This window comes from Candidatus Microthrix parvicella Bio17-1, from assembly GCF_000299415.1.
In the GTDB taxonomy this organism is placed as follows: domain Bacteria; phylum Actinomycetota; class Acidimicrobiia; order Acidimicrobiales; family Microtrichaceae; genus Microthrix; species Microthrix parvicella.
Genome location: NZ_AMPG01000005.1, coordinates 80,024 through 99,063 on the forward strand (window position 1 = coordinate 80,024; position 19,040 = coordinate 99,063).

Here is a 19,040-nt window from a genome sequence, read left to right on the forward strand (position 1 = left end):
CTCCTACCGCTTGGCCTGCTGCCCGAACATCACGCCGGCCACCCGGCGGATCTGTATCTCCTCGGAGCCCTCGGTGATGCGATAGCGACGGTGGTGCCGGTAGATGTGTTCAAACGGCAGATGTCGGGTGTAGCCCATGCCGCCGCACGTCTGCATGGCCTGGTCGGCGGCGTTACACACCAGCCGGTTGGCCCGGTAGTTACACATCGACACCTCTGAGGTCACCTCAAGGGCGCCGTGGCGATCCATGCGCCAGGCGGTCTGACGAATCAATGCCCGCAGCATGGCGGCTTCGGTGTGCAGCTCGGCCAACGGAAACTGGATGGCCTGGTTCTTCCACAGCGGACGGCCAAACGGCTGACGCTCTGTTGCGTACCTGGCCGCCTCGTCGATGCAGTACTGCGCCGCGCCCAAGCTGGAGGCCGCCTGACGGATGCGGTTCTCGTGCACGAAGATGTTGGCCAGTTCCAGACCCCTGCCCACCTCCCCAAAGACCGCGTCCTCACCGACGACCACATCGGTGAAGTGAACGTCCGGGTGATCGGTGGGCATGTTGAAGGTCCACCAGTAGGTGCCGATCTTCACCCCGGCGGTTGCGGTGGGCACGATGAAGCAGGTGATGCCGTCGGCGTCGCCGGCCGCGCCGCCCGTCCTCGCAAACACCATGTCGTGGGTGGCCCGGTGCATGCCGGTGTTGAACCGCTTCGTACCGTTGATCACCCATGAGCCGCCGCGGCGCACCGCCTTGGTGTCGAGGAAGGTGGCGTCGCTGCCGTGACCGGGTTCGGTCAGACCGAACGCCACCAGGTGCGTGCGGTTGAACGCACCGTCGATGAACTCGGCCTGCTGGGCCTCGGTCCCCTTGGCCAGCATCATCAGGATGAATGGAAAGTTGCCGACCACCGACGTCTCGTTCTGAAGGTCGTTGTGTAGACCCAGGCCACGGGCTGCCAGATGCTCGCGGATGACCGCCATATCCAGGTTGGACCCACCCCTGCCGCCCACCACCTCGGGCAGGGCGTAGCGAAGGTGACCGGCGGCGTCGGCCCGACGCATCATCTCGACGAGCAGTGCCTCCCACTCTGGGCGGGGCAGCCCGTCGTTGTCCCAGTCGGTGCGGGCGTGCTCGCGCCGATGGTCGAAGTACTCGATGTTCTCGGCCTCGAGCGGCGCGATCTCCGCTTCGATGAACTCGTCGAGTTCACCCAGATAGGCGACCAGATCGGACGGCAGATCAAAATCCATCAGAAGCACTCCTCGGGTACGGCGGGGTCGATCAGGTTGAGCAGGTCGTACTCCAACTCGACCACGCGTCGGCCGCCGGCCGCCAGCACGATCGAGTCGCTCATGCCGGCGCTGAACGCCGCCGCCTGAGCGGCCAGGCCACAGGCCCACCAGGCGGTGCGGGCGGCCAGCCACCACCGAAACGCGTCATGGCGCCAGTCGCCACCTCCGGCCTCGTACGCGCCACGCAGTGCCTCCAGGGAACCAAACCCGCCCACCGTCAGGTGGTCGTTGCCAAAACGCCACGTGCGAAGACACAGGTAGGCGAGATCCTCCATTGGGTCGCCGACGTGGGCCAGTTCCCAGTCGAGCACGGCACTCAGCCGACCCTGGTCCACCAGCAGGTTCCCATTGCGAAAGTCAGCGTGGACGATCGCTTGGCGGGGAGGCATCGACGGCCGGTGTCGCCGAAGCCACTCGACGCCGAGGCGTATGGCGGGGTGCGGATCGGGAAGTTGGTCCAGGCTGCTCGTCAGGCGGTCGCAGTAGTCGCCGAATGTGTCACGCGTGCTCAGCCGGTCGAGTTCCGGGGGCGCGGCTCCTGCGGGGATGCGGTGGAGGTTGGCCAGTGCGGTGCCGCAATCCCGGGCGAGTGCCTCGCCGCTCTTCAGCTCGGCGGTCGAGCGCAACACCTGGCGGGGGATCGACAGGCCCGGTGCCCTGCTGAGCACCATGACCGGTCGATCAATGCCGGGAGCCGAGTTCGATGCCGCATACACCTGCGCCACGGGCACACCCTCGGTGGCCGTCAGCATGATCAGCGACGCCTCGGTGACCGCCGGCATGGTCGTCAGGATGCCACCGCCAACCTGGGCGACCGCCGGGGTGGTCTCGCCGCCCTCGGTCACGTCGACGAACAGGGTCGCCCGTTGGGCGCCCACCGATGCGGTTCCGGTCACCGTGACGGTCGGGTCGTCCCAGTGCCGGCCGACGCACAGTTCGGCCAACGCCACCTCGAGCGCCCCAGGTGGCCCACCGGCTTCCTTCACGCCCGTTCGCTGCCCGCCGCGCCAGGGTCGTGCAGATACGACGGCTTCGAGATCGCCAGGCGCCGCTCCACATCCAGACGCAGGATCGGCAACGCCCGCACTGCGAACTCCTCGTCGTGCTCGCGCAGACGGTCGTCGAGCAGCGCCGGCAGGTTGTGCCCGCTCACGCCGGCGCCGACCCGGTCGGTGAGTAACGCCCTGAGCTGCTCGTCGACCTCGCCGGGGCCGGGGGAGGCCAACTCCCGGGCCAGGATGGTGCACAGGTTGGCCACCACCCGGGCGGAGTGCCTCGGCCCGCCCGAGACGTTCGGCACCACCTGATCGGCCAGCGTCGCAGCCATCGCCCGCAGGAGCGCCTCCGCGCTCGGCTGATCCCCCATGCCCGGAATGTATCGGAGGCCATCGCGCCGGGGGAACCAACTGAAACCGGGCAGCCGGGTTGCAACCTTGACCAACCCGGGTACTGTCGAGTCAGCCGGTTGCGCCGACTCCGGGAATCCCGTCGAAATCGTCGGGCACCGCAGTTGTCCAACCGGCTGAAACCATCGACTCAAGGAGACCGCCTGTGTCCACCGCCCAACGTTCCACGGTCAGCCGGGTGCTCGATGCAGCCCCCGTCGAGAGCTTCGATGCCTACGTCGCCGCCGGGGGCGGCGCCGGCCTGGCCGCAGCGGCCGGCATGGATCCCACCGAGGTCATCGCCGTCATCAAGGCCGCGGGGCTACGCGGCCGGGGCGGCGCCGGATTTCCCACCGGCGTGAAATGGCAGACGGTGCTGGGCAACGAGTCGTTCACGGCCCCCACCTCGGTGGTGGTCAACGCAGCGGAGGGCGAGCCGGGAACGTTCAAAGACCGCACCCTGCTGCGCACCAACCCGTACCGGGTGTTGGAAGGTGCGCTGATTGCCGCCTACGCCGTGTCTTCGCCCCGGGTGGTGGTGGCCATGAAGGGTTCGTTCGAGCACGAACTGAAGCGGGTCCGCTCAGCCATCGATGAGTTTCAGGCGAACAAGGTGGCCACCGACGTGAACATCACGGTGGTGGAGGGGCCCGACAGCTACCTGTTCGGTGAGGAGACCGGGTTGCTGGAGGTCATCGATGGGCGGGGCCCATTCCCCCGTGTGGCACCGCCGTACCGGCGCGGCATCGAACCCCAGGACCGCAATCGCGAGCGCAACATGGCATCCAACGTGCAGTTGGCCACCGAGACGGGCAGCGCCGAGTCGCCTGCACTGGCCAACAACGTGGAGACGCTCGCCCACGTCGCTCAGATCCTGGCCCACGGCCCCGAGTGGTTCCGCGAGTTGGGCACCGAGGCATCGCCCGGAACGTTCGTTGCCACCGTCTCGGGAGACACCGCTCGCGCCGGGGTGGGGGAGTTCCCGATGGGTGTCACCCTCCAAGCCGTGATCGACGATCTGGGCGGCCCGCCCAAGGAACAACACCGCTACGTGGCCGCCGTCTCCGGCACCGCCAACGCCATGGTGCCCGCAGACCGCTTCGACACCCCGGTCACCTACGAGGATATGCGCACGATCGGTTCGGGAATGGGCTCGGCCGGCTTTCTGGTGTTCGACGAACGAACCGACCTGGTGGCCGTCGCCGCCGGCATCGCCCACTTTCTGGCCGTCGAGAGCTGCGGCCAGTGCGAGCCGTGCAAGAGCGACGGTGCGACCATCAGCACCCACCTGGACACGATCCTGGCCAACGACGGCTCGCCCCGCACGCTGGCGGCGCTGTCCAGCCTCTCGAAGACCGTGTCCAACGGGGCACGGTGTGGGCTTGGTCGCCAGCAGGAGGACGTCACCGCCGGCGCGCTCAGGTTGTTGCAGACCGAGTTCCGCGAGCACGTCGAGGGACGCCGGCCGAAGGTACAACGAGTGCTGATCGCCCCGATCGCCGACATCGCCGGCGACGAGGTGGTGCTCGACGGCCGCTACGCCGACAAGAACCTCGACTGGAGCCACGGCGGCGCCGATTCGGGAGAGACCCCGGTGGACCGCCTCCGGGGCGCCAGCCCCGAGGTGCTCGAGGCCTCCGAGGAGCGGCCGGAGGCCCCCGCCGTATCCGTCGACGAGGGCAAGGGCTACCCGTTCGAGCTCTTGGACACCGCCCACCAGGCCATGCGGACCTCGCTCGACAACGCCAAGGCCACGGAGGGAGACGAGCGGATGGCGCACCTGGACCGCTTGGAGCGGGTGCTGGCCATCTATCTCGACGTCGGCCAGCGCATTCTGTTTCCGATGTTGCGCCGCGTGGCGTCGGTACCCGGCGATGACGCCGCCTGGACCGCGGCCTACGACGCCGACCTTGCGGAGCAGTGCCTGACGCAGGTGCGGGACGCCCGCGGCGAGGGCACGCTCGATGAGGTGACCGCCGACATCGAGGCACTGATCGCCGAGGAGGAGATGGTGGTGGAGCCACTGCTCAGCCGCCATCTCAGCGACGCTGACATCGAGGAGTTGGGCAGGGCGATGCAGGCAACCATCGACTTCGACCTGGAACGTGGCGCTCCCGAATAGAGCCGCCGAGCGCCCGGCAGTAGCGTCGCCTGCGGGCCGCCGTGAGCGGCCCCGGCGCCGATGTGCGGCGCCCGACATGCAACCGAGGAGCCACCGTGCAGTACCGCACCGAAACCGATTCGATGGGCGACGTCAACGTGCCGGCCGACGCCTACTACATGGCGTCCACCCAACGGGCGGTTGACAACTTCCCGATCTCCAACCTGAGGTTCAGCCGTCGCTTCATCTGGGCGCTCGGCCTGATCAAGGGCTCGGTCGCCACCGTGGCCGCCGAACGGGGAGCGAAGGATTCCGAGGCTTCCGACGCCACGCGTCGTGCCGCCGACGAGGTGATGGACGGGGCACTCGACGACCAGTTCGTGCTCGACATCTTCCAGACCGGCTCTGGCACCTCCACCAACACCAATGCCAACGAGGTGATCGCCGCCCGCGCCTCCGAACTGCTCGACGGCGAGCGGGGCACCCACCGGGTGCATCCCAACGACGATGTCAATTACGCCCAGAGTTCCAACGACGTCATCCCGACCGCCATCCACCTGGCCACAGTGGCCGCGATACGCGAGGAACTTCTTCCCGCCCTCGACACGCTGGCGGGCGACCTGGCTGCCAAGGCCAGCGAGTTTGCCGACGTGGTCAAGTCGGGCCGCACCCACCTCATGGACGCAACCCCGGTGACGCTCGGCCAGGAGTTCGGTGGCTTCGCCAGTCAGATCCGGCACGGCCAGGCCCGCCTCGAGCGGGTGCTGCCCGAGCTCGAAGAGCTGGCGTTGGGTGGCACCGCCACCGGCACCGGCATCAACGCCCCCGATGGCTTCGCTGCCCGGGTGATCGAGCTGATGGCCGAACGCACCGGCATGGCGTTCCGTGAGGCCGACGACCATTTCGAGGCGCAGGGCGCCAAGGACGCGGCCGTCGCCGCCGCCGGGGTGCTCAACACGATTGCCGTCAGCTACGTGAAGATCGCCAACGACATCCGCTTCCTCGGGTCAGGCCCCACCTCGGGCATCTCCGAGCTGAAGATCCCGTCGCTGCAGCCCGGCTCGTCGATCATGCCGGGCAAGGTCAACCCGGTGATGTCCGAGATGATGATGCAGGTGGCCGCCAAGGTGGTTGGAAACGCCTCCACCGTCAGCTGGTCCGGTGCGCTGGGCAACTTTGAGCTCAACGTGATGATGCCGGTGCTTGCCCACTCGCTGCTGGAGTCGGTGGACCTGTTGGCCAACGCCGCCACCACCTTTGCCGAGCGCTGCGTGCGCGGCTGTGAGGCCAACGCCGAGCGGGCTCGCGAGCTCGTGGAGCGCAACGCCATCGTGGTGACCGCGCTCAACCCGTACATCGGTTACGACAACGGCAGCCGGATCGCGAAGACCGCCGTGGCCACAGGCAAGTCGGTACGCGAACTGGTGTTGGCCGACGGGCTGATGAAGGAGGACGAGCTGGATGCCGCCCTCGACATCAAGAAGATGACCGAGGGCGGCGTGATGTAGGCAGCGCTCGTCCGCGATCCGGACCTGGGTTTTTGGCACCGGTCAGCTCTGGTCCACCCGACCATTGCCCCCACGGAGTGGAGGGCGTCCGGTGGACTCCAGGTAGGTGTTCGCCACCAACGCCGGGCCACCGTGCCCGGGACCCGCGATGTAAAACCTGTCGAGATCGCGCTCGCAGATCACGCGGTTCAGGTGGACGTCGATGAAGTTCTGCCCCGGTGTCGTCCCCCATTGGCCGACGACCGGCGGCTTCACGTCCGACGCCGTCGTAGTTCGACATGCTGCTGCCTCGCTTCCGCCTGGGATGCGGGTCACCGAGGTCCGGAGCAACACCGTTCGATCGCCGGGCACGAAGATCACTGGATCCATCCGGTGGTTAAAAGGTACGACCGGCCGAACACGAGCGGCCGACGCGTTCCGCCACTGGAAGGTCTCCGACGCACCGCAGCGACCACTCCAAACGCCGGCCCACGCAGACGACACCGGCGCAGCGTCTCGGACGGTGCGCCGGCGTCGCTGGGCCGAACTAGTCGTCGTTACCGGTGATCTTGTCCTTGACGTCGTCGATGGCGTTCTTGATCTTGCCAGTCGCCTTGTCCGCCTGACCTTCGTGCTTCAGGTCATCATCACCGGTCAGATCTCCGGCAGCTTCCTTGATCTTGCCCTTTACGTTGTCGGTATCGCCTGACATGTAGTGCCTCTCGGTAGGTCCCGCTGGTTGCGAGGACGTTCACCAAGTGGGTACCCGTCGCTGGACTGCTCAAACGCAGGTCGTTGCGACGAGCGGCACACTGCGCGGCCCCCGAAACCTACGCCTAGAAGCGACGGTCGTTGGTCTTCTTCTTCGGCGGAACCTTGAACGGCGCCTCGACCATCATCTCGAAACGGGCGTCGTCGGGCTGGTTGGGCCCATTCAGGTTTTGCAGAAACGTCTTGAGTGATTTGCGGGCGGGTGGCACGTGATCGCCCTTGAGCTCGGCCGAGCGCTTCAGCGCGTCCTTGGCCTTTTCCACCCGCTCCTTGCGCTTGGCCTTCTCCTCATCGGAGAAGGTTCGCTCCTTCTTGTTCGCCTTGGCCTCGGCGGCTGCAACGCGGCGGGCCTCGGTCTCCTGGAGCGGGCTGAGCTTCTGACGGGGCGACATCGGTACAAGTCCTTCGATAGGGGTGGGAGAGAGGGAAGAACCTAGCCGAGCAGCCCCACACCGATCAGCAGCGCGCCGGCGGCGCCCAGCGTTGCCAGCGCCTGAGCGGCGGGCACGGCGGCACGCGGGGCGTTGGGAGACTGTGCGATGAACGCACCCAGGCCCGAGGCGACCGCCAACAAAATTTTGAGACTGAGAGCGATCTGGTACCCGATACCCAGCGTCCTCATCACAGGAATCGACAGGATGTTCCAGATGCCGGTGGCGATCAGGATGCCGTAGGCAGGCCAGGCGAAACGAGCGAAGGCGGCTGTGGCCCTGCCGGGACCGTCCGGATCGATGGCACGAAGCGTGGGAGCGATCCCGGCCAGTGTCACCATGCCGCCAAGCCACACGGTGGCCGATCCGACGTGGAGGAACAGGCGCAGTACGTCGAGTGCGGGGCGCATTGGGGGGCCTTCGGGCGGAGGAGTGCCTCAACACCAAGAGGGGAAAAGAAAGTGGCCCCCGGGATGGGTGGGCATCCCGGCGGGCCGAGGAACAGTATTGCAGATCGCCTCCACGGGATGCCAGACGGGTGACCGACGTCTCAGTCCGGATCGGGGTGGATCTTCACATTCGAGCCGAGGAACTATCCCAGGGCGGCCAGTACGGCCGAGGCCGGCAGCCGACGATCGGCGTCGACGTTGTCGCCCGGGATCCGACCGAACCCCAGGCCGGCGATCAACTCGATGGTGCTCCGCATCTCCCGGAGCGCCCGCGGGGGCGGGAAGTACTCGTCCTCCTCGGTGATACGAAGCTCCTCGACACCAAACGTTGGGGCAAGACGTTCGATCACCGATGCCACCAGATCCTCAGGCGCCGACGCCCCGGCGGTGACGCCCACCGTCCCAACCAGGTCGGACGGCAACTCCTCGGCGGCGTTCACCCGATAGACGCGCTCGCACCCGGCCTCCCGAGCCAGCTTCTCCAGCGCCAGGGTGTTGGACGAGTTGGATGAGCCCACCACGACGACCGCATCGCAGCGGGGGGCAAGCTCCATCAGGGCGGATTGACGGTTGGTCGTCGCGAAACACAGGTCGGATCGGCCCGGCATCCACAGTTCGGGGAACCGGTCGCGCGTGGCCTCGGCCACGTCGGACCAGTCGCGATGGCTCAGCGTTGTCTGGGCCAGCAATGCAACCGGGGTTTCGAACGGAGGAAGCGCCTCCACCTCAGCAAGGGACTCCACGCGGTGGATCGATTCGGGCGCCACCGCCATGGTGCCCACCGCCTCCTCGTGGCCCTCGTGGCCGACATAGACGATCTGGTAACCCTTGCCGGCGCGCACCTTGACCTCGTGGTGCACCTTGGTGACCAACGGGCACACTGCATCCACCACCAGGCCGCCACCGGCACCGGCCTCAACCACGACCTCCGGCGCCGAGCCGTGAGCCGACAACATGACGGGGGCGCCCTCGGGCACCTCGGACACGTCATCGACGAAGATCACACCCTGCTCCTCGAAGCGCTCCACCACGCGGGCGTTGTGCACGATCTCGTGGTAGCAGTACACGGGTCCCTGATGGGCACGGACCAGCCAGGCCAGCGCCTTGATGGCCATCTCCACACCTGCGCAGAAGCCGCGCGGCGAGGCCAACAACACCGCCTCCACGCCCTCGATCGCGTCGATCGGCGCTGTCACCTGGGCTGCGGGTTCGGGGTGCTGGGGTACGGCGGTGCTCACGCCGTCCAGGGTAACGACAGCTACGATGGGTGAGTGTCAGCCCCCGTTGTCGTCGCCGTCATCCCCGACAGCCCCGCAGATCTTGCCGGGCTCGTCGTCGGCGACGAGTTGGTGAGCGTGAACGGCCAGGCCATCCGAGACGTCATTCAATGGCGGGTGCTCACCGACGAGCCCGAGGTGCACCTGGAAGTGGCCAGGGGCGGCCTCGAAACTGAGATCGAGCTGACCAAGGCCGCCGGCGCCCCCCTGGGCATCGAGGTGGATGCCGCCGTCTTCGATCGCGTCCGCACCTGCGACAACCACTGCGAGTTCTGCTTCATCCACCAGTTGCCTCCCGGCATGCGGCGCAGCCTGTCGCTGAGGGACGACGACTACCGGCTGTCTTTTCTGTACGGCAACTTCACCACCCTGACCCGATTCACCGAGGCCGACCTGGAGCGTGTCATCACCGAGGGCCTCAGCCCCCTGTACGTGTCGATCCATGCCACCGACCCGCACGCCCGCACCGAGATGCTGCGAAATCCTCGGGGAGCGACCAGCCTGCGTTGGTTGCGGGCACTCCTCGATGCCGGGGTCGAGGTGCACGGTCAGATCGTGGTGTGCCCCGGGGTGAACGACGGCGAGATCCTGGAGGACACGCTGGCGGGGGTGCTGGAGGAGTATCCACAGCTCGCCGACGTTGCGCTGGTGCCCCTTGGGGTGTCGAAGTACAACAAGGAAGCCCGCATGCGCCCTCACACCATTGCCGAGGCTCGGGCGGTGGTGAGTTCGGCCGAACGCTGGGCCGAGGTTGCGCGCACCGTGCTGGGACGCCGCATGATCCACGTTGCCGACGAGTACTACCTGCTGGCGGGTCTTCCATTTCCCAGCCCGGACGCCTACGAGGGGTTCGGCATGCACGAGGACGGCATCGGCATGGCCCGGGCCTTCGAGGCCGAACTGGTGGGGGCCACCGACGAGGCAATCGGCGTGCAACCGGGCTTTTTCTCGTGGGTCGACGGCGCGCCCGCCACCGGTTACCGGGCCCCCCGATGGGAGGGCGGCGCCGCTTCAGCCGACGATGGGGGAGCGGGCAGCGGCTGCGGTACCGCCGCATTCGGTTCGCAGGCGAACGAAGCGCGTGCCCCCGAAGCACGTCCCGTACCTTCCGAAACGCCGGTGGCCCTTGGGGCCTCCCGCCCGACGCGTCCCAACGTCAACAGCCCGGTCGGGGTGTTGACCGGGCCGCTCGGTGCCCAGGTGCTCGAACCACTGCTGGCACCATTGGGTCTCAGCGACGTTCGTCTTCTGGTGGTCGAGAACCGCTTCTTCGGCGGCAATGTGGGGGTCACCGGCCTCATGGTGGGAGAGGACCTCATCCGCACCTTGAGCGACGAACCGGCCGACCACCGCTACCTGTTGCCGGATGTCTGCCTGTCTCAGGGGCGCTTCCTCGATGGGCTGACCGTTGAGGATCTGCCCCGTCAGGTCGAGGTGGTGGCCACCGACGGTGTCGCGCTTCGCCGAGCCCTGCACTTGGACGAACGGCGCCTTGCCGGACGCCACCAGAACCAACCTGAACTGATCGAGAGTGGCCAGTGACCAACGAGACCGCATACAACTCAGCCGACGTCAGGGACACGCCCCCGCCCGACGCGGCGCTGCCCCGAGTGGCCATCATCGGTCGACCCAACGTGGGCAAGTCCACGCTGTTGAACCGGGTGATCGGTCGCCGCGAGGCGATCGTTGAGGAACGACCCGGCGTCACCCGTGACCGGCACGAGACGGAGGCGTCGTGGGCCGGCCGGCGCTTTGTCATGGTCGATACCGGCGGATGGTCACAACAGGGTGACGAGCTGGACGCCAAGGTGTCGGCCCAGAGCGAGGCCGCCCTCAACGAGGCCGACGTGATCCTCATGGTTGTTGACGCCACCGTGGGCACCACCGAAGACGACGATCAGGTCGCAGCATTGATCCGTCGACGCTCCGGACCGGTGTTGGTCGTTGCCAACAAGGTGGACGACACCGGGCGGGAGGCGCTCATCTGGGACTTCCTTGGGCTGGGCCTTGGCGATCCGTTTCCCATTTCAGCGCTTCACGGACGCGGCACAGGCGACCTGCTGGACGCCATCGTCGAACTGTTGCCCGAGGGGGTGGGCATCGAGCCCGGCCCGGTGGAGGAGCGGGCGCCGTGGGAGCCCTTCGTCGACTCCCATGCGATCCCGGAGCACGACCCCGACGAGGGTCCGATCGATCGGGTCACCGGCAAAGAGGTGTCGGTGGCACTGGTCGGACGCCCAAACGTGGGCAAGTCCACGCTGTTCAACCGCCTGATCGGGTCGGAGCGTGCCGTGGTGCACGATATGCCCGGCACCACCCGAGACTCGGTCGACACCGTGGTCGACACCGAACTGGGGGCCCTGCGATTCATCGACACCGCCGGCATGCGCCGCCGGGCCAGGGTGGACACCGGCACCGAGTACTTCTCGATGGTGCGGGCGCTGCGATCGGTCGACACCGCCAACATCGCCCTGTTGGTCGTCGACGCAACCGAGGGCGTCACCCACCAGGATCAGCGACTGGCCGAACGCATCGATGCAGCCGGGTGCCCCATCGCCGTCGTGCTCAACAAATGGGAACTGCTCAGCACCGAGGCACGCCACGACGTGACCTATCAGGTGGGCCAGAAGCTGCACTTCATCGGCGAGTCACCGGTGCTGCGCATCTCGGCGCTGACCGGCAAGGGGGTGCAACGAATTCTTCCGGCCCTCGAGTCGGCCATCGACGCCTACCAGACCCGCATCCCGACCCGCCTGGTCAACGAGGCCATCCGGTCCGCGCAGCAGGCCCAACCGGCCCCCCACGGGGCCCGGGTCCTCTATGCCACCCAGGGCGCAACCCAGCCGCCCACCTTTACGCTGTTCACCAACCGGGACCTGCCCACCAGCTACGTGCGCTACCTGGAGCGGAGCCTGCGGGAGCGATTCAACCTGGAGGCCTCGCCGGTGAAGCTTCGGGTCAAGCGCCGCGATTAGGCGATCGCCGGTGGGCGTTTCGACGAGAACCGGCGACAGGTAGTGTGGCGAGCGTGAGCGCGACCGCCCTGCAACTGATCGTGGCCGTCGTCGCCGCCCTGGGAACCGGCCAGTGGGCGGCCGCCACCTGGTCCAGATGGCGGGGAAGCCAGCGCATCCTCGCCGATGAGCCACGAAGCGACGCCGCATCGATGGCACGGGCATCGATCCGCCAGCACCTTCACGCCACATCGCTCTGGTTGGTGGTGTGCCTGGTGGCGGGCGTCCATGCCCTTGACGGCACCGCCACCGACTGGGCCAGCTCGGTGGTGGCCGTCGTGTTCCTGATCGTCCCCGTGTGGATCACCATCATCCAGGTTCGGCGGGGCTCCGAGGACGGCCGGCTGTTTCTCACACGGCTGCGACTCGACCAGCAGGCTCAAGAGGTGATCGCTCAGGAGTCCGAAGTGACCGCCCAGTGGACAGAGCGGCTGGTGCCCGCGCTGATGGCTGACGTCGAGGACCTCGAGTTTGGTCGGGCCGGCCACGCCGGAGCCGGCATCGTGACCGGTGACTTCCTCGACGTGGTACCACTGGATTGTGGCCGTCTTGCAGTGGTGATCGGCGACGCCACCGGCCACGGGGTTGAGGCGTCGATCTCTGCGTTCCAGAGCAAGTACGTGTTGCGCTCGTTCCTGCGCCGATTTCGGGACCCCGGTCAGGCGCTCGAGGAGCTGAACGAACACCTCGGTGCCAGCTCCGGCCCGGAGGATCTGTTGTCGTTGCTGGTTGCCGTGATCGACACCAAGGCGGGCACCCTTCGCTACGCCTCCGCCGGCCACTGCACCAACATGGCCCTGATCGAACGGGAACTCATCGCCATGCGTTCCACCGGCCCGCTCCTCATGCTCAGCCCCGATGCCCGCTACGCCAGCCGTGAACTTCAATTCGCAGCCGACGATCTGCTGGTGCTCTACACCGACGGCCTGGTCGAGGCCCGTACCTCCGGCGGCGCTCAATTCGGTACCGACCGCATCGGCGCCCACCTGCGCCGGGAGGCCGGTTCGGCAGCCGACGTGGTGGCCAAGGGCCTTCTGGACGCCGCCGTCGACCACGCGTCAGGACATCTGGAGGACGACCTGACGGTGCTGGCGGTCCGACGTCGATGAACCGAAATGAGGACACAGCGAACCTTTCAACCGACACAACGAGTGCTGTCGTCGAGCCGGGCGACGGTGCCGATGACACCGCGCGGTTGGCCGCTGCGCGCGAACGGGCCCGGGCGGGCAACCTTGAGCGCGGCCGGGCCAAGCTTGACGCGCAGGGAAAGCTGTTCGTCCGGGACCGCATCGACCTGCTCTGCGATCCGGGGACGTTCATCGAGGACGCCCTCTTGGCCAACGCCTCGGCCCGCGATCTGCCGGCCGACGGCGTGGTCACAGGCATTGGCGACGTCGACGGCCGACCCGTCGTGGTTGTGGCCAACGACCCGACGGTCAAGGCCGGCTCGTGGGGTGCCCGCACGGTGGAGAAGATCGTCCGGGCCACCGAGGCCGCACTCAGCCAGGAGCTTCCGATCGCCTGGCTGGTCGACTCTGCAGGGGCCCGCATCACCGACCAGGTGCAGCTGTTTCCGGGGCGCCGCGGCGCCGGACGCATCTTCCACAATCAGGTCAAGCTCTCCGGCCGGGTCCCCCAGGCCTGTGCCCTGTTTGGCCCCTCGGCCGCCGGCGGCGCCTACATTCCGGCGTTCTGCGACCTGGTGATCATGGTCGAGGGCAACGCCTCGATGTACCTGGGTTCCCCCCGCATGGCCCAGATGGTGATCGGCGAAGAGGCGACGCTGGAGGAGACCGGCGGGGCCCGCATGCACGCCACCGTGTCCGGTTCCGGCGACAACCTGGCCGCCGACGACTTCGAGGCGATCGCCGCGGTGCGTGCGTACCTCACCTACCTGCCGTCCAACTGGCGTCTGCCGCCCCCGACCTACCAGCCCGTGCCGCCGGCGCGCGAGTTGGACGACACCATCGTCCCCGCCGCCGAGACCGCCGGTTACGACGTGCGGGACGTGATCGACGGGTTGATCGACGCCGAGTCGTTCTTCGAGATCAAGCCGCTGTTCGCACCGGAGTTGGTCACCGGGTTCGGTTTGCTCGAGGGCCGTCCCGTCGGCATCGTGGCCAACAACCCGGCCGTCGTCGGTGGCGTGCTGTTCGTCGACTCGGCCGACAAAGCGGCCCGCTTCATCTGGCTGTGTGACGCCTTCAGTATTCCGCTGGTCTTCCTGGCCGACGTACCCGGTTTCATGATCGGCACGGCCGTCGAACGTCAGGGCATCATCCGTCACGGCGCCAAGATGATCACCGCTGTGTCCGAGGCCACCGTGCCAAAGATCTCGGTGATCCTTCGCAAGGCCTACGGAGCCGGGCTCTACGCCATGGCCGGCCCGGCGTTCGATCCGGTGGCCACCCTGGCCCTGCCCACCGCCAAGATCGCTGTGATGGGCCCGGAAGCCGCCGTCAACGCCGTGTTCGCAAACAAGATCGCCGAGATCGAAGACCCGGACCAACAGGCGGCGTTCGTCGCGGAGCGCCGCTCCGAATATGAGGCCGACGTCGATCTGCTGCGGTTGGCCTCCGAGCTGGTGGTGGACGCCGTGATCGACTGGGGCGACCTGCGCCGGGAGATCCATCTGCGCCTACTGCGGGCCGAGGGCAAGGATCGTCACTTCTCCGACCGGCGCCACGGCGTGCCGCCGGTGTAAACCAGTACCCGAATCAAGCGCATACCCCTTCGCCATCGGGTCGTGCGTCCCCGGAGGTTTTGTTTTGCCCTGGTGTACCGACTGCAATCGCTTCTACACACAATCCACGCTGAACCCCGACGGCACCTGTCCGGACGGCCACCAGGCCGCCCCTCTACCCCCACCTGGCGTGGCCGCATCGAACGAGGCCATCCCGACCGACGCCGTCGATGCCGACCAGGAGGCGAAGGCCAGCGGCAAGGTGGCGCCCTGGCACTTCTGGGTGATGGTGGTGGTGCTGTCGATCTACCTCGGCTGGCGCCTCGTCCAGGGCATCGTCTGGTTGATCGGCAAGTTCTGACGCCTGGGGTCCATCGTCGAGCCCCGGAGCGACCTCAGCGAGGCTGGACGCTGTTCACCCGAAGCAGGAATGCGGCGAGCATCGTGGCAAGCGCCAACGGAACCGGTGCGCTCAGGAAGGGCAGGACACGTTGAATGGCATCTGACGTTCCGTAGACGTCACCAAAGTCATCCACCTGGAGATACAACCCGTATCCGGAAATGGCGAGAAGCGATCCTCCGAGGAGGAAGGTCAGCACCGCGGTCGGAACCCGCGTTCTCGTGGCCAGGGCCAACAGCGTCAGCACGCCGAGCACCAGATGGCCCGACTGCAACGCAAAACTGAACTGTTGCCGGAGCGCGAGGTCGCCGAGGTCGCCGACCATGTCAGCCAACTGCCACGTGCTGCCGATGGCGACAAGCGAGGTAGCGGCGGCGACGCCCGCCCACAGGTTCCAACGGCGGGGACCCACCGCCGGGTTCGATCCTGGCGAGACCTGCGGCTGGGGCTGGGGCTGGGGCTGAGGGTAGGGGTAGGCCTGGGTGGGCGGCGAAGCCTGGGGCTGGGGTTGGGTAAATCCGGGTGTGACTGCCGGTTGCTGTTGTGCCCCGGGGACCGGCTGCACCAGCGTCGGGTGAGGATCTGCGGGTTGCGGCGGTGTCTGATCGCCGGGCGTGTACCACGAGGGTGCCGTCGCGGTGGTGCCTGGTGATCCGTACACCCCGGTCTGATCCGGTTCCGGCGCCGGTGTGGACCCCACCCCATACACCCCGGTTGGTTCGAAACCGGGATCTGCACCTTCATCCGCTGCGGGGTCGAAGCCCCGGTCAGTGTCGTTGCGATCATCGGAACCGCCATCGTTGCTCATGTTCGGCGACGCTACCGCCCTGAGCAGGGGGTGCACTCCATCGTTCACTTTCGCGCCCTGGGCGGTCCGGGGATACACTCACCGACTCACTCGGGCTGTGGCGCAGTTTGGTTAGCGCGCTTGACTGGGGGTCAAGAGGTCGGGAGTTCGAATCTCCCCAGCCCGACTCCACTGCTCGGAACCCCCGCCCTGGCGGGGGTTCCGTCGCGTCGCAGCACCGCCTCAACGTACGCTCGCGCTCATGACCCCAGCAGAGCTTGCAGACATGGACGCCATCGCCCAACGCAACGCCATCAGCAGCCACGATCTCAGCAGTGTCGAGGCCGTCGAAGCGGCCATCGCCGGCGCCCGGGCGGTGAACCCGGCACTCAACTGCATCGTGCACGAACGCTACGAACGGGCCCTGGACGAGGCGGCCACCGCCGACGCCGCCGCCCCCGACCAGCGCGGTCCGCTGCACGGTGTCCCGGTGGTGGTCAAGGACCTGGACGGCACCTTCGCCGACGAGCCCTACTGGGCGGGCAGCAATTACCTGAAGCGGCTGGGGTACGTCGCCACCGAAACCTCACTGTTGTTCCGGCGGCTGATCGATTCGGGGGCCATCATCATCGCCAAGACCAACACCCCGGAGCTTGGCCTGGTGCCCTCCACCGAGCCGGTGTCGGTGGGACCATGTCGCAATCCCTACGACCTCACCCGATCCCCGGCCGGATCATCGGGAGGGTCGGCTGCCGCGGTGGCCGCCGGTGTCGTCGCCATCGGCCATGCGGGCGACGGGGGCGGCTCCATTCGGCTCCCGGCGTCCAATTGCGGCCTGGTCGGGTTGAAGCCGTCCCGCGACCTGGTGCCCACCTTCCCCGACATCGACCCGTGGGGTGGCCTGGTGGCCCGACTCGGGGTCACCCGCACCGTCGCCGACACCGCATTGCTTGTCGATGTTTTGGCGGGTCCCGACCCACTCGCCTCACCGCAGGTGCACACGCGGTTCCCGGCCGGCTCGGCCCAATCGCCGGCTGCATCGCCGCCCCTCCGCATTGCCTGGACCACGGCGGCACCGGGCGGCGTCGTGGTGGAGGCGGCTGTGCGGGGCGTGGTCGAGGCGACCGCCTCGATGCTGGCCGAGGCTGGCCACCAGGTGGAGGAGACCACCCCCCCGATCCTCACCGACGAGGCGTTCTACGGGCAGGTGATGGGCTGGTTCCTCGACGCCTTCTCGGTGTGGGTTCGCCGCAGCGTCGACGGCTTCGAGGTGCTCGGTGGCGAGCCGGTCACCGAGGCCGACGTCGAAGCCCACACCTGGGCGCTGTGCGCCATGGGTGCCGACGTTCCCGGCCCACGTTTCGACGCGGCCATCGACGGTCTGATGCGGGCGGGTCGCCGGATCCGTTCGTTCTGGGAGGACGAGCGCTACGACCTGTTATTGACCCCCGTCTGCGCCGAGGTGCCCTGGGCCCTCGGCGGGTTCCGGCCACAGGACGACAACCCGCTTGCCGGCGTGATGCGATCGGCGGAGCTCGTCACCTACGCATCGCCGTTCAACATCTCGGGACAGCCCGCCATCTCGCTTCCGGTCGCCATGGTCGACGGTTTGCCCGTGGGAGCCCAGCTGGTTGGACGGTGGGGTCGGGATCACCAGCTGCTGGCGGTGGGGGCCCAACTGGAGGAGCGGCTGGCGTGGCAGCACCGCCGGCCGGCCACCCACGTGGCCCGCATCTGAATGAAACAGTCCGCTACCCGACGGCTCGGAGCGCCTCGTCGCGTTCTCGTCGGCGCCAGGTGAGGTTGACGTTGAGGAAGTAGCTGGCCTGAAATGCCACCAGGATGGCGATCAGCTGATGGAGCGCTGCGGCAACCCCTTCGGACAGCAGACCGCCACCCAGGTTGAGCGTGTCGAACCATTTGGCGACCGCAAACTGAATCATCAGCCCGTAGGCGGAGATCACAGCAAAGAGCCCAAAACCCACCAGCAGTCGCGAACCCTGGTATCGGTTCTCCCAAAAGGTGAACCAGTTGTTGGCGGTGAAGGTCATCACCAGCTGGGCGAGGAGGCCCACAACCACGGGGATCGCCAACGGATCGATGGCCTCCGACCCGGTGGTGATCGATCCGAGCCCAACGGCCTCACCCACCACGATGGCGCCGAAGTTGACCCCCACCCCCGCCAGCCCGACCAGGGTGTACAACAACAACTGCGGCTTGACCATGTGACCAAAGCGCAGGTCGAACACCGCCAGCAGGTACGAACGGATGACCGACGAGTTCAGTTTGGTCTCGCCCGCCGTGCGGCTACGGAAGGTGTAGCCCATCTCTGCGACCGACAATTCCGGGCGACGCCCCAGAAACTCCAGCAGTATCTTGAAGCCCTGCGGGTTGACATCGGGTGCGGCGTCCTCGAATGCCTCCCGGCTGATCACAAAATAGCCGGACATCGGGTCGGTCAACGGCACCCGCAGAAACAGTCGGGCGATCAGCGTGGCCACCCAGGACACCAGTCGCCGCCCGCGCGACCAGTCGCCGTAGCTTCCCCCGTCGCTATTGCGGGACCCGACGCAAACATCGGCCTCGCCCGAGTCCACCCGCCTGGCCATCGCAGCCAGGATCGACTCATCGTGCTGCCCGTCGGCGTCGATCACCGCCAACGTTCGTCCCTCGGCCAACTCCATTCCGGCAAGGACGGCGGGCGACAGGCCCTTGTCGTGAAATCTTCGAAGCACTCGCACCAGCGGGTGGGCGGCGGCATGGTCTTCGGCGAGTTGCCAGGTGCCGTCCGGGCTGTCGTCGTCCACGACGATGATCTCGTAGGTGACCTCGGCCAGCGCCCGCTCCAGGTTCTCCAACAAGACGAGAATGTTCCCGGCCTCGTTGTAGGTGGGGGTGATCACCGACAGCAGCGGTGGCGCGTCGAGAGGGGGCGGGTTCGTTGGTGAGGTGGCGGAGGTCATGGGGG

At 67.5% G+C, this 19,040-nt stretch carries 17 protein-coding genes, 1 tRNA gene and 1 pseudogene; 9 read left to right on the forward strand and 10 right to left on the reverse strand.

The window, feature by feature from the left end:
* Positions 1–3: 3 nt before the first annotated feature.
* Genes MPARV_RS0117340 through MPARV_RS0117350 form a run of 3 tightly spaced genes read right to left on the reverse strand, consistent with a single transcriptional unit; the run spans position 4 to position 2,653 of the window.
* Positions 4–1,245 (reverse strand): acyl-CoA dehydrogenase family protein, encoded by a 1,242-nt coding sequence (locus MPARV_RS0117340; protein ID WP_020379165.1) that lies wholly within the window; start codon positions 1,243–1,245, stop codon positions 4–6.
* Complete coding sequence (locus tag MPARV_RS0117345) at positions 1,245–2,273, reverse strand: phosphotransferase family protein (RefSeq protein WP_020379166.1); 1,029 nt, start codon at positions 2,271–2,273, stop codon at positions 1,245–1,247. Before MPARV_RS0117345 ends, MPARV_RS0117340 begins: the two co-directional genes overlap by 1 nt.
* Positions 2,270–2,653, reverse strand: a complete 384-nt coding sequence (locus MPARV_RS0117350) for a DUF6285 domain-containing protein (protein ID WP_020379167.1) — start codon at positions 2,651–2,653, stop codon at positions 2,270–2,272. The genes MPARV_RS0117345 and MPARV_RS0117350 overlap by 4 nt, the downstream gene beginning before the upstream one ends.
* A 185-nt stretch (positions 2,654–2,838) precedes the next feature.
* Between MPARV_RS0117350 and MPARV_RS0117355 the strand changes: the two genes are divergently transcribed.
* Both MPARV_RS0117355 and MPARV_RS0117360 read left to right on the forward strand, forming a co-directional pair.
* Positions 2,839–4,794: an NADH-ubiquinone oxidoreductase-F iron-sulfur binding region domain-containing protein gene (locus MPARV_RS0117355; RefSeq protein ID WP_012228557.1), complete on the forward strand. Its 1,956-nt coding sequence runs from the start codon at positions 2,839–2,841 to the stop codon at positions 4,792–4,794.
* A 95-nt stretch (positions 4,795–4,889) separates the two neighbouring features.
* Complete coding sequence (locus tag MPARV_RS0117360) at positions 4,890–6,281, forward strand: class II fumarate hydratase (RefSeq protein ID WP_040055717.1); 1,392 nt, start codon at positions 4,890–4,892, stop codon at positions 6,279–6,281.
* Between the two features lie 90 nt (positions 6,282–6,371).
* Here the strand turns inward: MPARV_RS0117360 and MPARV_RS26185 are convergent.
* The 5 genes and pseudogenes from MPARV_RS26185 to ispH form a co-directional block, all read right to left on the reverse strand.
* Positions 6,372–6,545: pseudogene (locus tag MPARV_RS26185) on the reverse strand (phosphoketolase family protein); the annotation flags it as partial.
* A gap of 262 nt (positions 6,546–6,807) precedes the next feature.
* Positions 6,808–6,972, reverse strand: a complete 165-nt coding sequence (locus MPARV_RS23925) for a CsbD family protein (protein WP_012228560.1) — start codon at positions 6,970–6,972, stop codon at positions 6,808–6,810.
* Positions 6,973–7,096: 124 nt separating this feature from the next.
* Positions 7,097–7,423: a hypothetical protein gene (locus MPARV_RS0117375; protein WP_012228562.1), complete on the reverse strand. Its 327-nt coding sequence runs from the start codon at positions 7,421–7,423 to the stop codon at positions 7,097–7,099.
* 41 nt (positions 7,424–7,464) lie between these two features.
* The gene (locus MPARV_RS0117380; RefSeq protein WP_020379171.1) at positions 7,465–7,872 is read right to left on the reverse strand and encodes a hypothetical protein; all 408 of its coding nucleotides are present in this window, start codon (positions 7,870–7,872) and stop codon (positions 7,465–7,467) included.
* Positions 7,873–8,054: 182 nt separating this feature from the next.
* Positions 8,055–9,149 carry a 4-hydroxy-3-methylbut-2-enyl diphosphate reductase gene (ispH, locus tag MPARV_RS0117385; RefSeq protein WP_020379172.1) on the reverse strand — a complete coding sequence of 365 codons (1,095 nt, stop codon included), beginning with the start codon at positions 9,147–9,149 and terminating at the stop codon, positions 8,055–8,057.
* 33 nt (positions 9,150–9,182) lie between these two features.
* Between ispH and MPARV_RS0117390 the strand changes: the two genes are divergently transcribed.
* From MPARV_RS0117390 to MPARV_RS24985, 5 genes are all read left to right on the forward strand, one after another.
* Positions 9,183–10,730: a DUF512 domain-containing protein gene (locus MPARV_RS0117390; protein ID WP_012228568.1), complete on the forward strand. Its 1,548-nt coding sequence runs from the start codon at positions 9,183–9,185 to the stop codon at positions 10,728–10,730.
* Positions 10,727–12,163 carry a ribosome biogenesis GTPase Der gene (gene der, locus MPARV_RS0117395; protein ID WP_020379173.1) on the forward strand — a complete coding sequence of 479 codons (1,437 nt, stop codon included), beginning with the start codon at positions 10,727–10,729 and terminating at the stop codon, positions 12,161–12,163. Before MPARV_RS0117390 ends, der begins: the two co-directional genes overlap by 4 nt.
* A gap of 53 nt (positions 12,164–12,216) precedes the next feature.
* Complete coding sequence (locus tag MPARV_RS0117400; RefSeq protein WP_012228572.1) at positions 12,217–13,311, forward strand: PP2C family protein-serine/threonine phosphatase; 1,095 nt, start codon at positions 12,217–12,219, stop codon at positions 13,309–13,311.
* Complete coding sequence (locus MPARV_RS0117405) at positions 13,308–14,906, forward strand: acyl-CoA carboxylase subunit beta (RefSeq protein ID WP_020379174.1); 1,599 nt, start codon at positions 13,308–13,310, stop codon at positions 14,904–14,906. The genes MPARV_RS0117400 and MPARV_RS0117405 overlap by 4 nt, the downstream gene beginning before the upstream one ends.
* Before the next feature lie 169 nt (positions 14,907–15,075).
* The gene (locus MPARV_RS24985; RefSeq protein ID WP_020379175.1) at positions 15,076–15,246 is read left to right on the forward strand and encodes a hypothetical protein; all 171 of its coding nucleotides are present in this window, start codon (positions 15,076–15,078) and stop codon (positions 15,244–15,246) included.
* 34 nt (positions 15,247–15,280) lie between these two features.
* Here the strand turns inward: MPARV_RS24985 and MPARV_RS0117415 are convergent, their stop codons facing one another.
* Positions 15,281–16,093, reverse strand: coding sequence for a hypothetical protein (locus tag MPARV_RS0117415; protein ID WP_031279067.1), 813 nt, complete (start codon positions 16,091–16,093; stop codon positions 15,281–15,283).
* Between the two features lie 91 nt (positions 16,094–16,184).
* Here MPARV_RS0117415 and MPARV_RS0117420 point away from each other — a divergent pair.
* Together MPARV_RS0117420 and MPARV_RS0117425 are read left to right on the forward strand one after the other, a co-directional pair.
* Positions 16,185–16,259: transfer RNA gene (locus tag MPARV_RS0117420), tRNA-Pro, on the forward strand.
* Positions 16,260–16,334: 75 nt separating this feature from the next.
* Complete coding sequence (locus MPARV_RS0117425; protein WP_020379176.1) at positions 16,335–17,810, forward strand: amidase; 1,476 nt, start codon at positions 16,335–16,337, stop codon at positions 17,808–17,810.
* A 13-nt stretch (positions 17,811–17,823) separates the two neighbouring features.
* On the opposite strand, the gene MPARV_RS0117430 is transcribed toward MPARV_RS0117425, so the two are convergent.
* Positions 17,824–19,035 carry a glycosyltransferase gene (locus tag MPARV_RS0117430; RefSeq protein ID WP_012228588.1) on the reverse strand — a complete coding sequence of 404 codons (1,212 nt, stop codon included), beginning with the start codon at positions 19,033–19,035 and terminating at the stop codon, positions 17,824–17,826.
* Positions 19,036–19,040: the final 5 nt, after the last annotated feature.

What these genes read in the sequence shown, in the direction of transcription:
- MPARV_RS0117350 (WP_020379167.1), bottom strand. Translation starts at nt 2,653, where the DNA reads ATGGGGGATCAGCCGAGCGCGGAGGCGCTCCTGCGGGCGATGGCTGCG.
- MPARV_RS23925 (WP_012228560.1), bottom strand. Translation starts at nt 6,972, where the DNA reads ATGTCAGGCGATACCGACAACGTAAAGGGCAAGATCAAGGAAGCTGCC.
- MPARV_RS0117380 (WP_020379171.1), bottom strand. Translation starts at nt 7,872, where the DNA reads ATGCGCCCCGCACTCGACGTACTGCGCCTGTTCCTCCACGTCGGATCG.
- MPARV_RS0117340 (WP_020379165.1), bottom strand. Translation starts at nt 1,245, where the DNA reads ATGGATTTTGATCTGCCGTCCGATCTGGTCGCCTATCTGGGTGAACTC.
- MPARV_RS0117405 (WP_020379174.1), top strand. Translation starts at nt 13,308, where the DNA reads ATGAACCGAAATGAGGACACAGCGAACCTTTCAACCGACACAACGAGT.
- MPARV_RS0117425 (WP_020379176.1), top strand. Translation starts at nt 16,335, where the DNA reads ATGACCCCAGCAGAGCTTGCAGACATGGACGCCATCGCCCAACGCAAC.
- MPARV_RS0117415 (WP_031279067.1), bottom strand. Translation starts at nt 16,093, where the DNA reads ATGAGCAACGATGGCGGTTCCGATGATCGCAACGACACTGACCGGGGC.
- MPARV_RS0117430 (WP_012228588.1), bottom strand. Translation starts at nt 19,035, where the DNA reads ATGACCTCCGCCACCTCACCAACGAACCCGCCCCCTCTCGACGCGCCA.
- MPARV_RS0117375 (WP_012228562.1), bottom strand. Translation starts at nt 7,423, where the DNA reads ATGTCGCCCCGTCAGAAGCTCAGCCCGCTCCAGGAGACCGAGGCCCGC.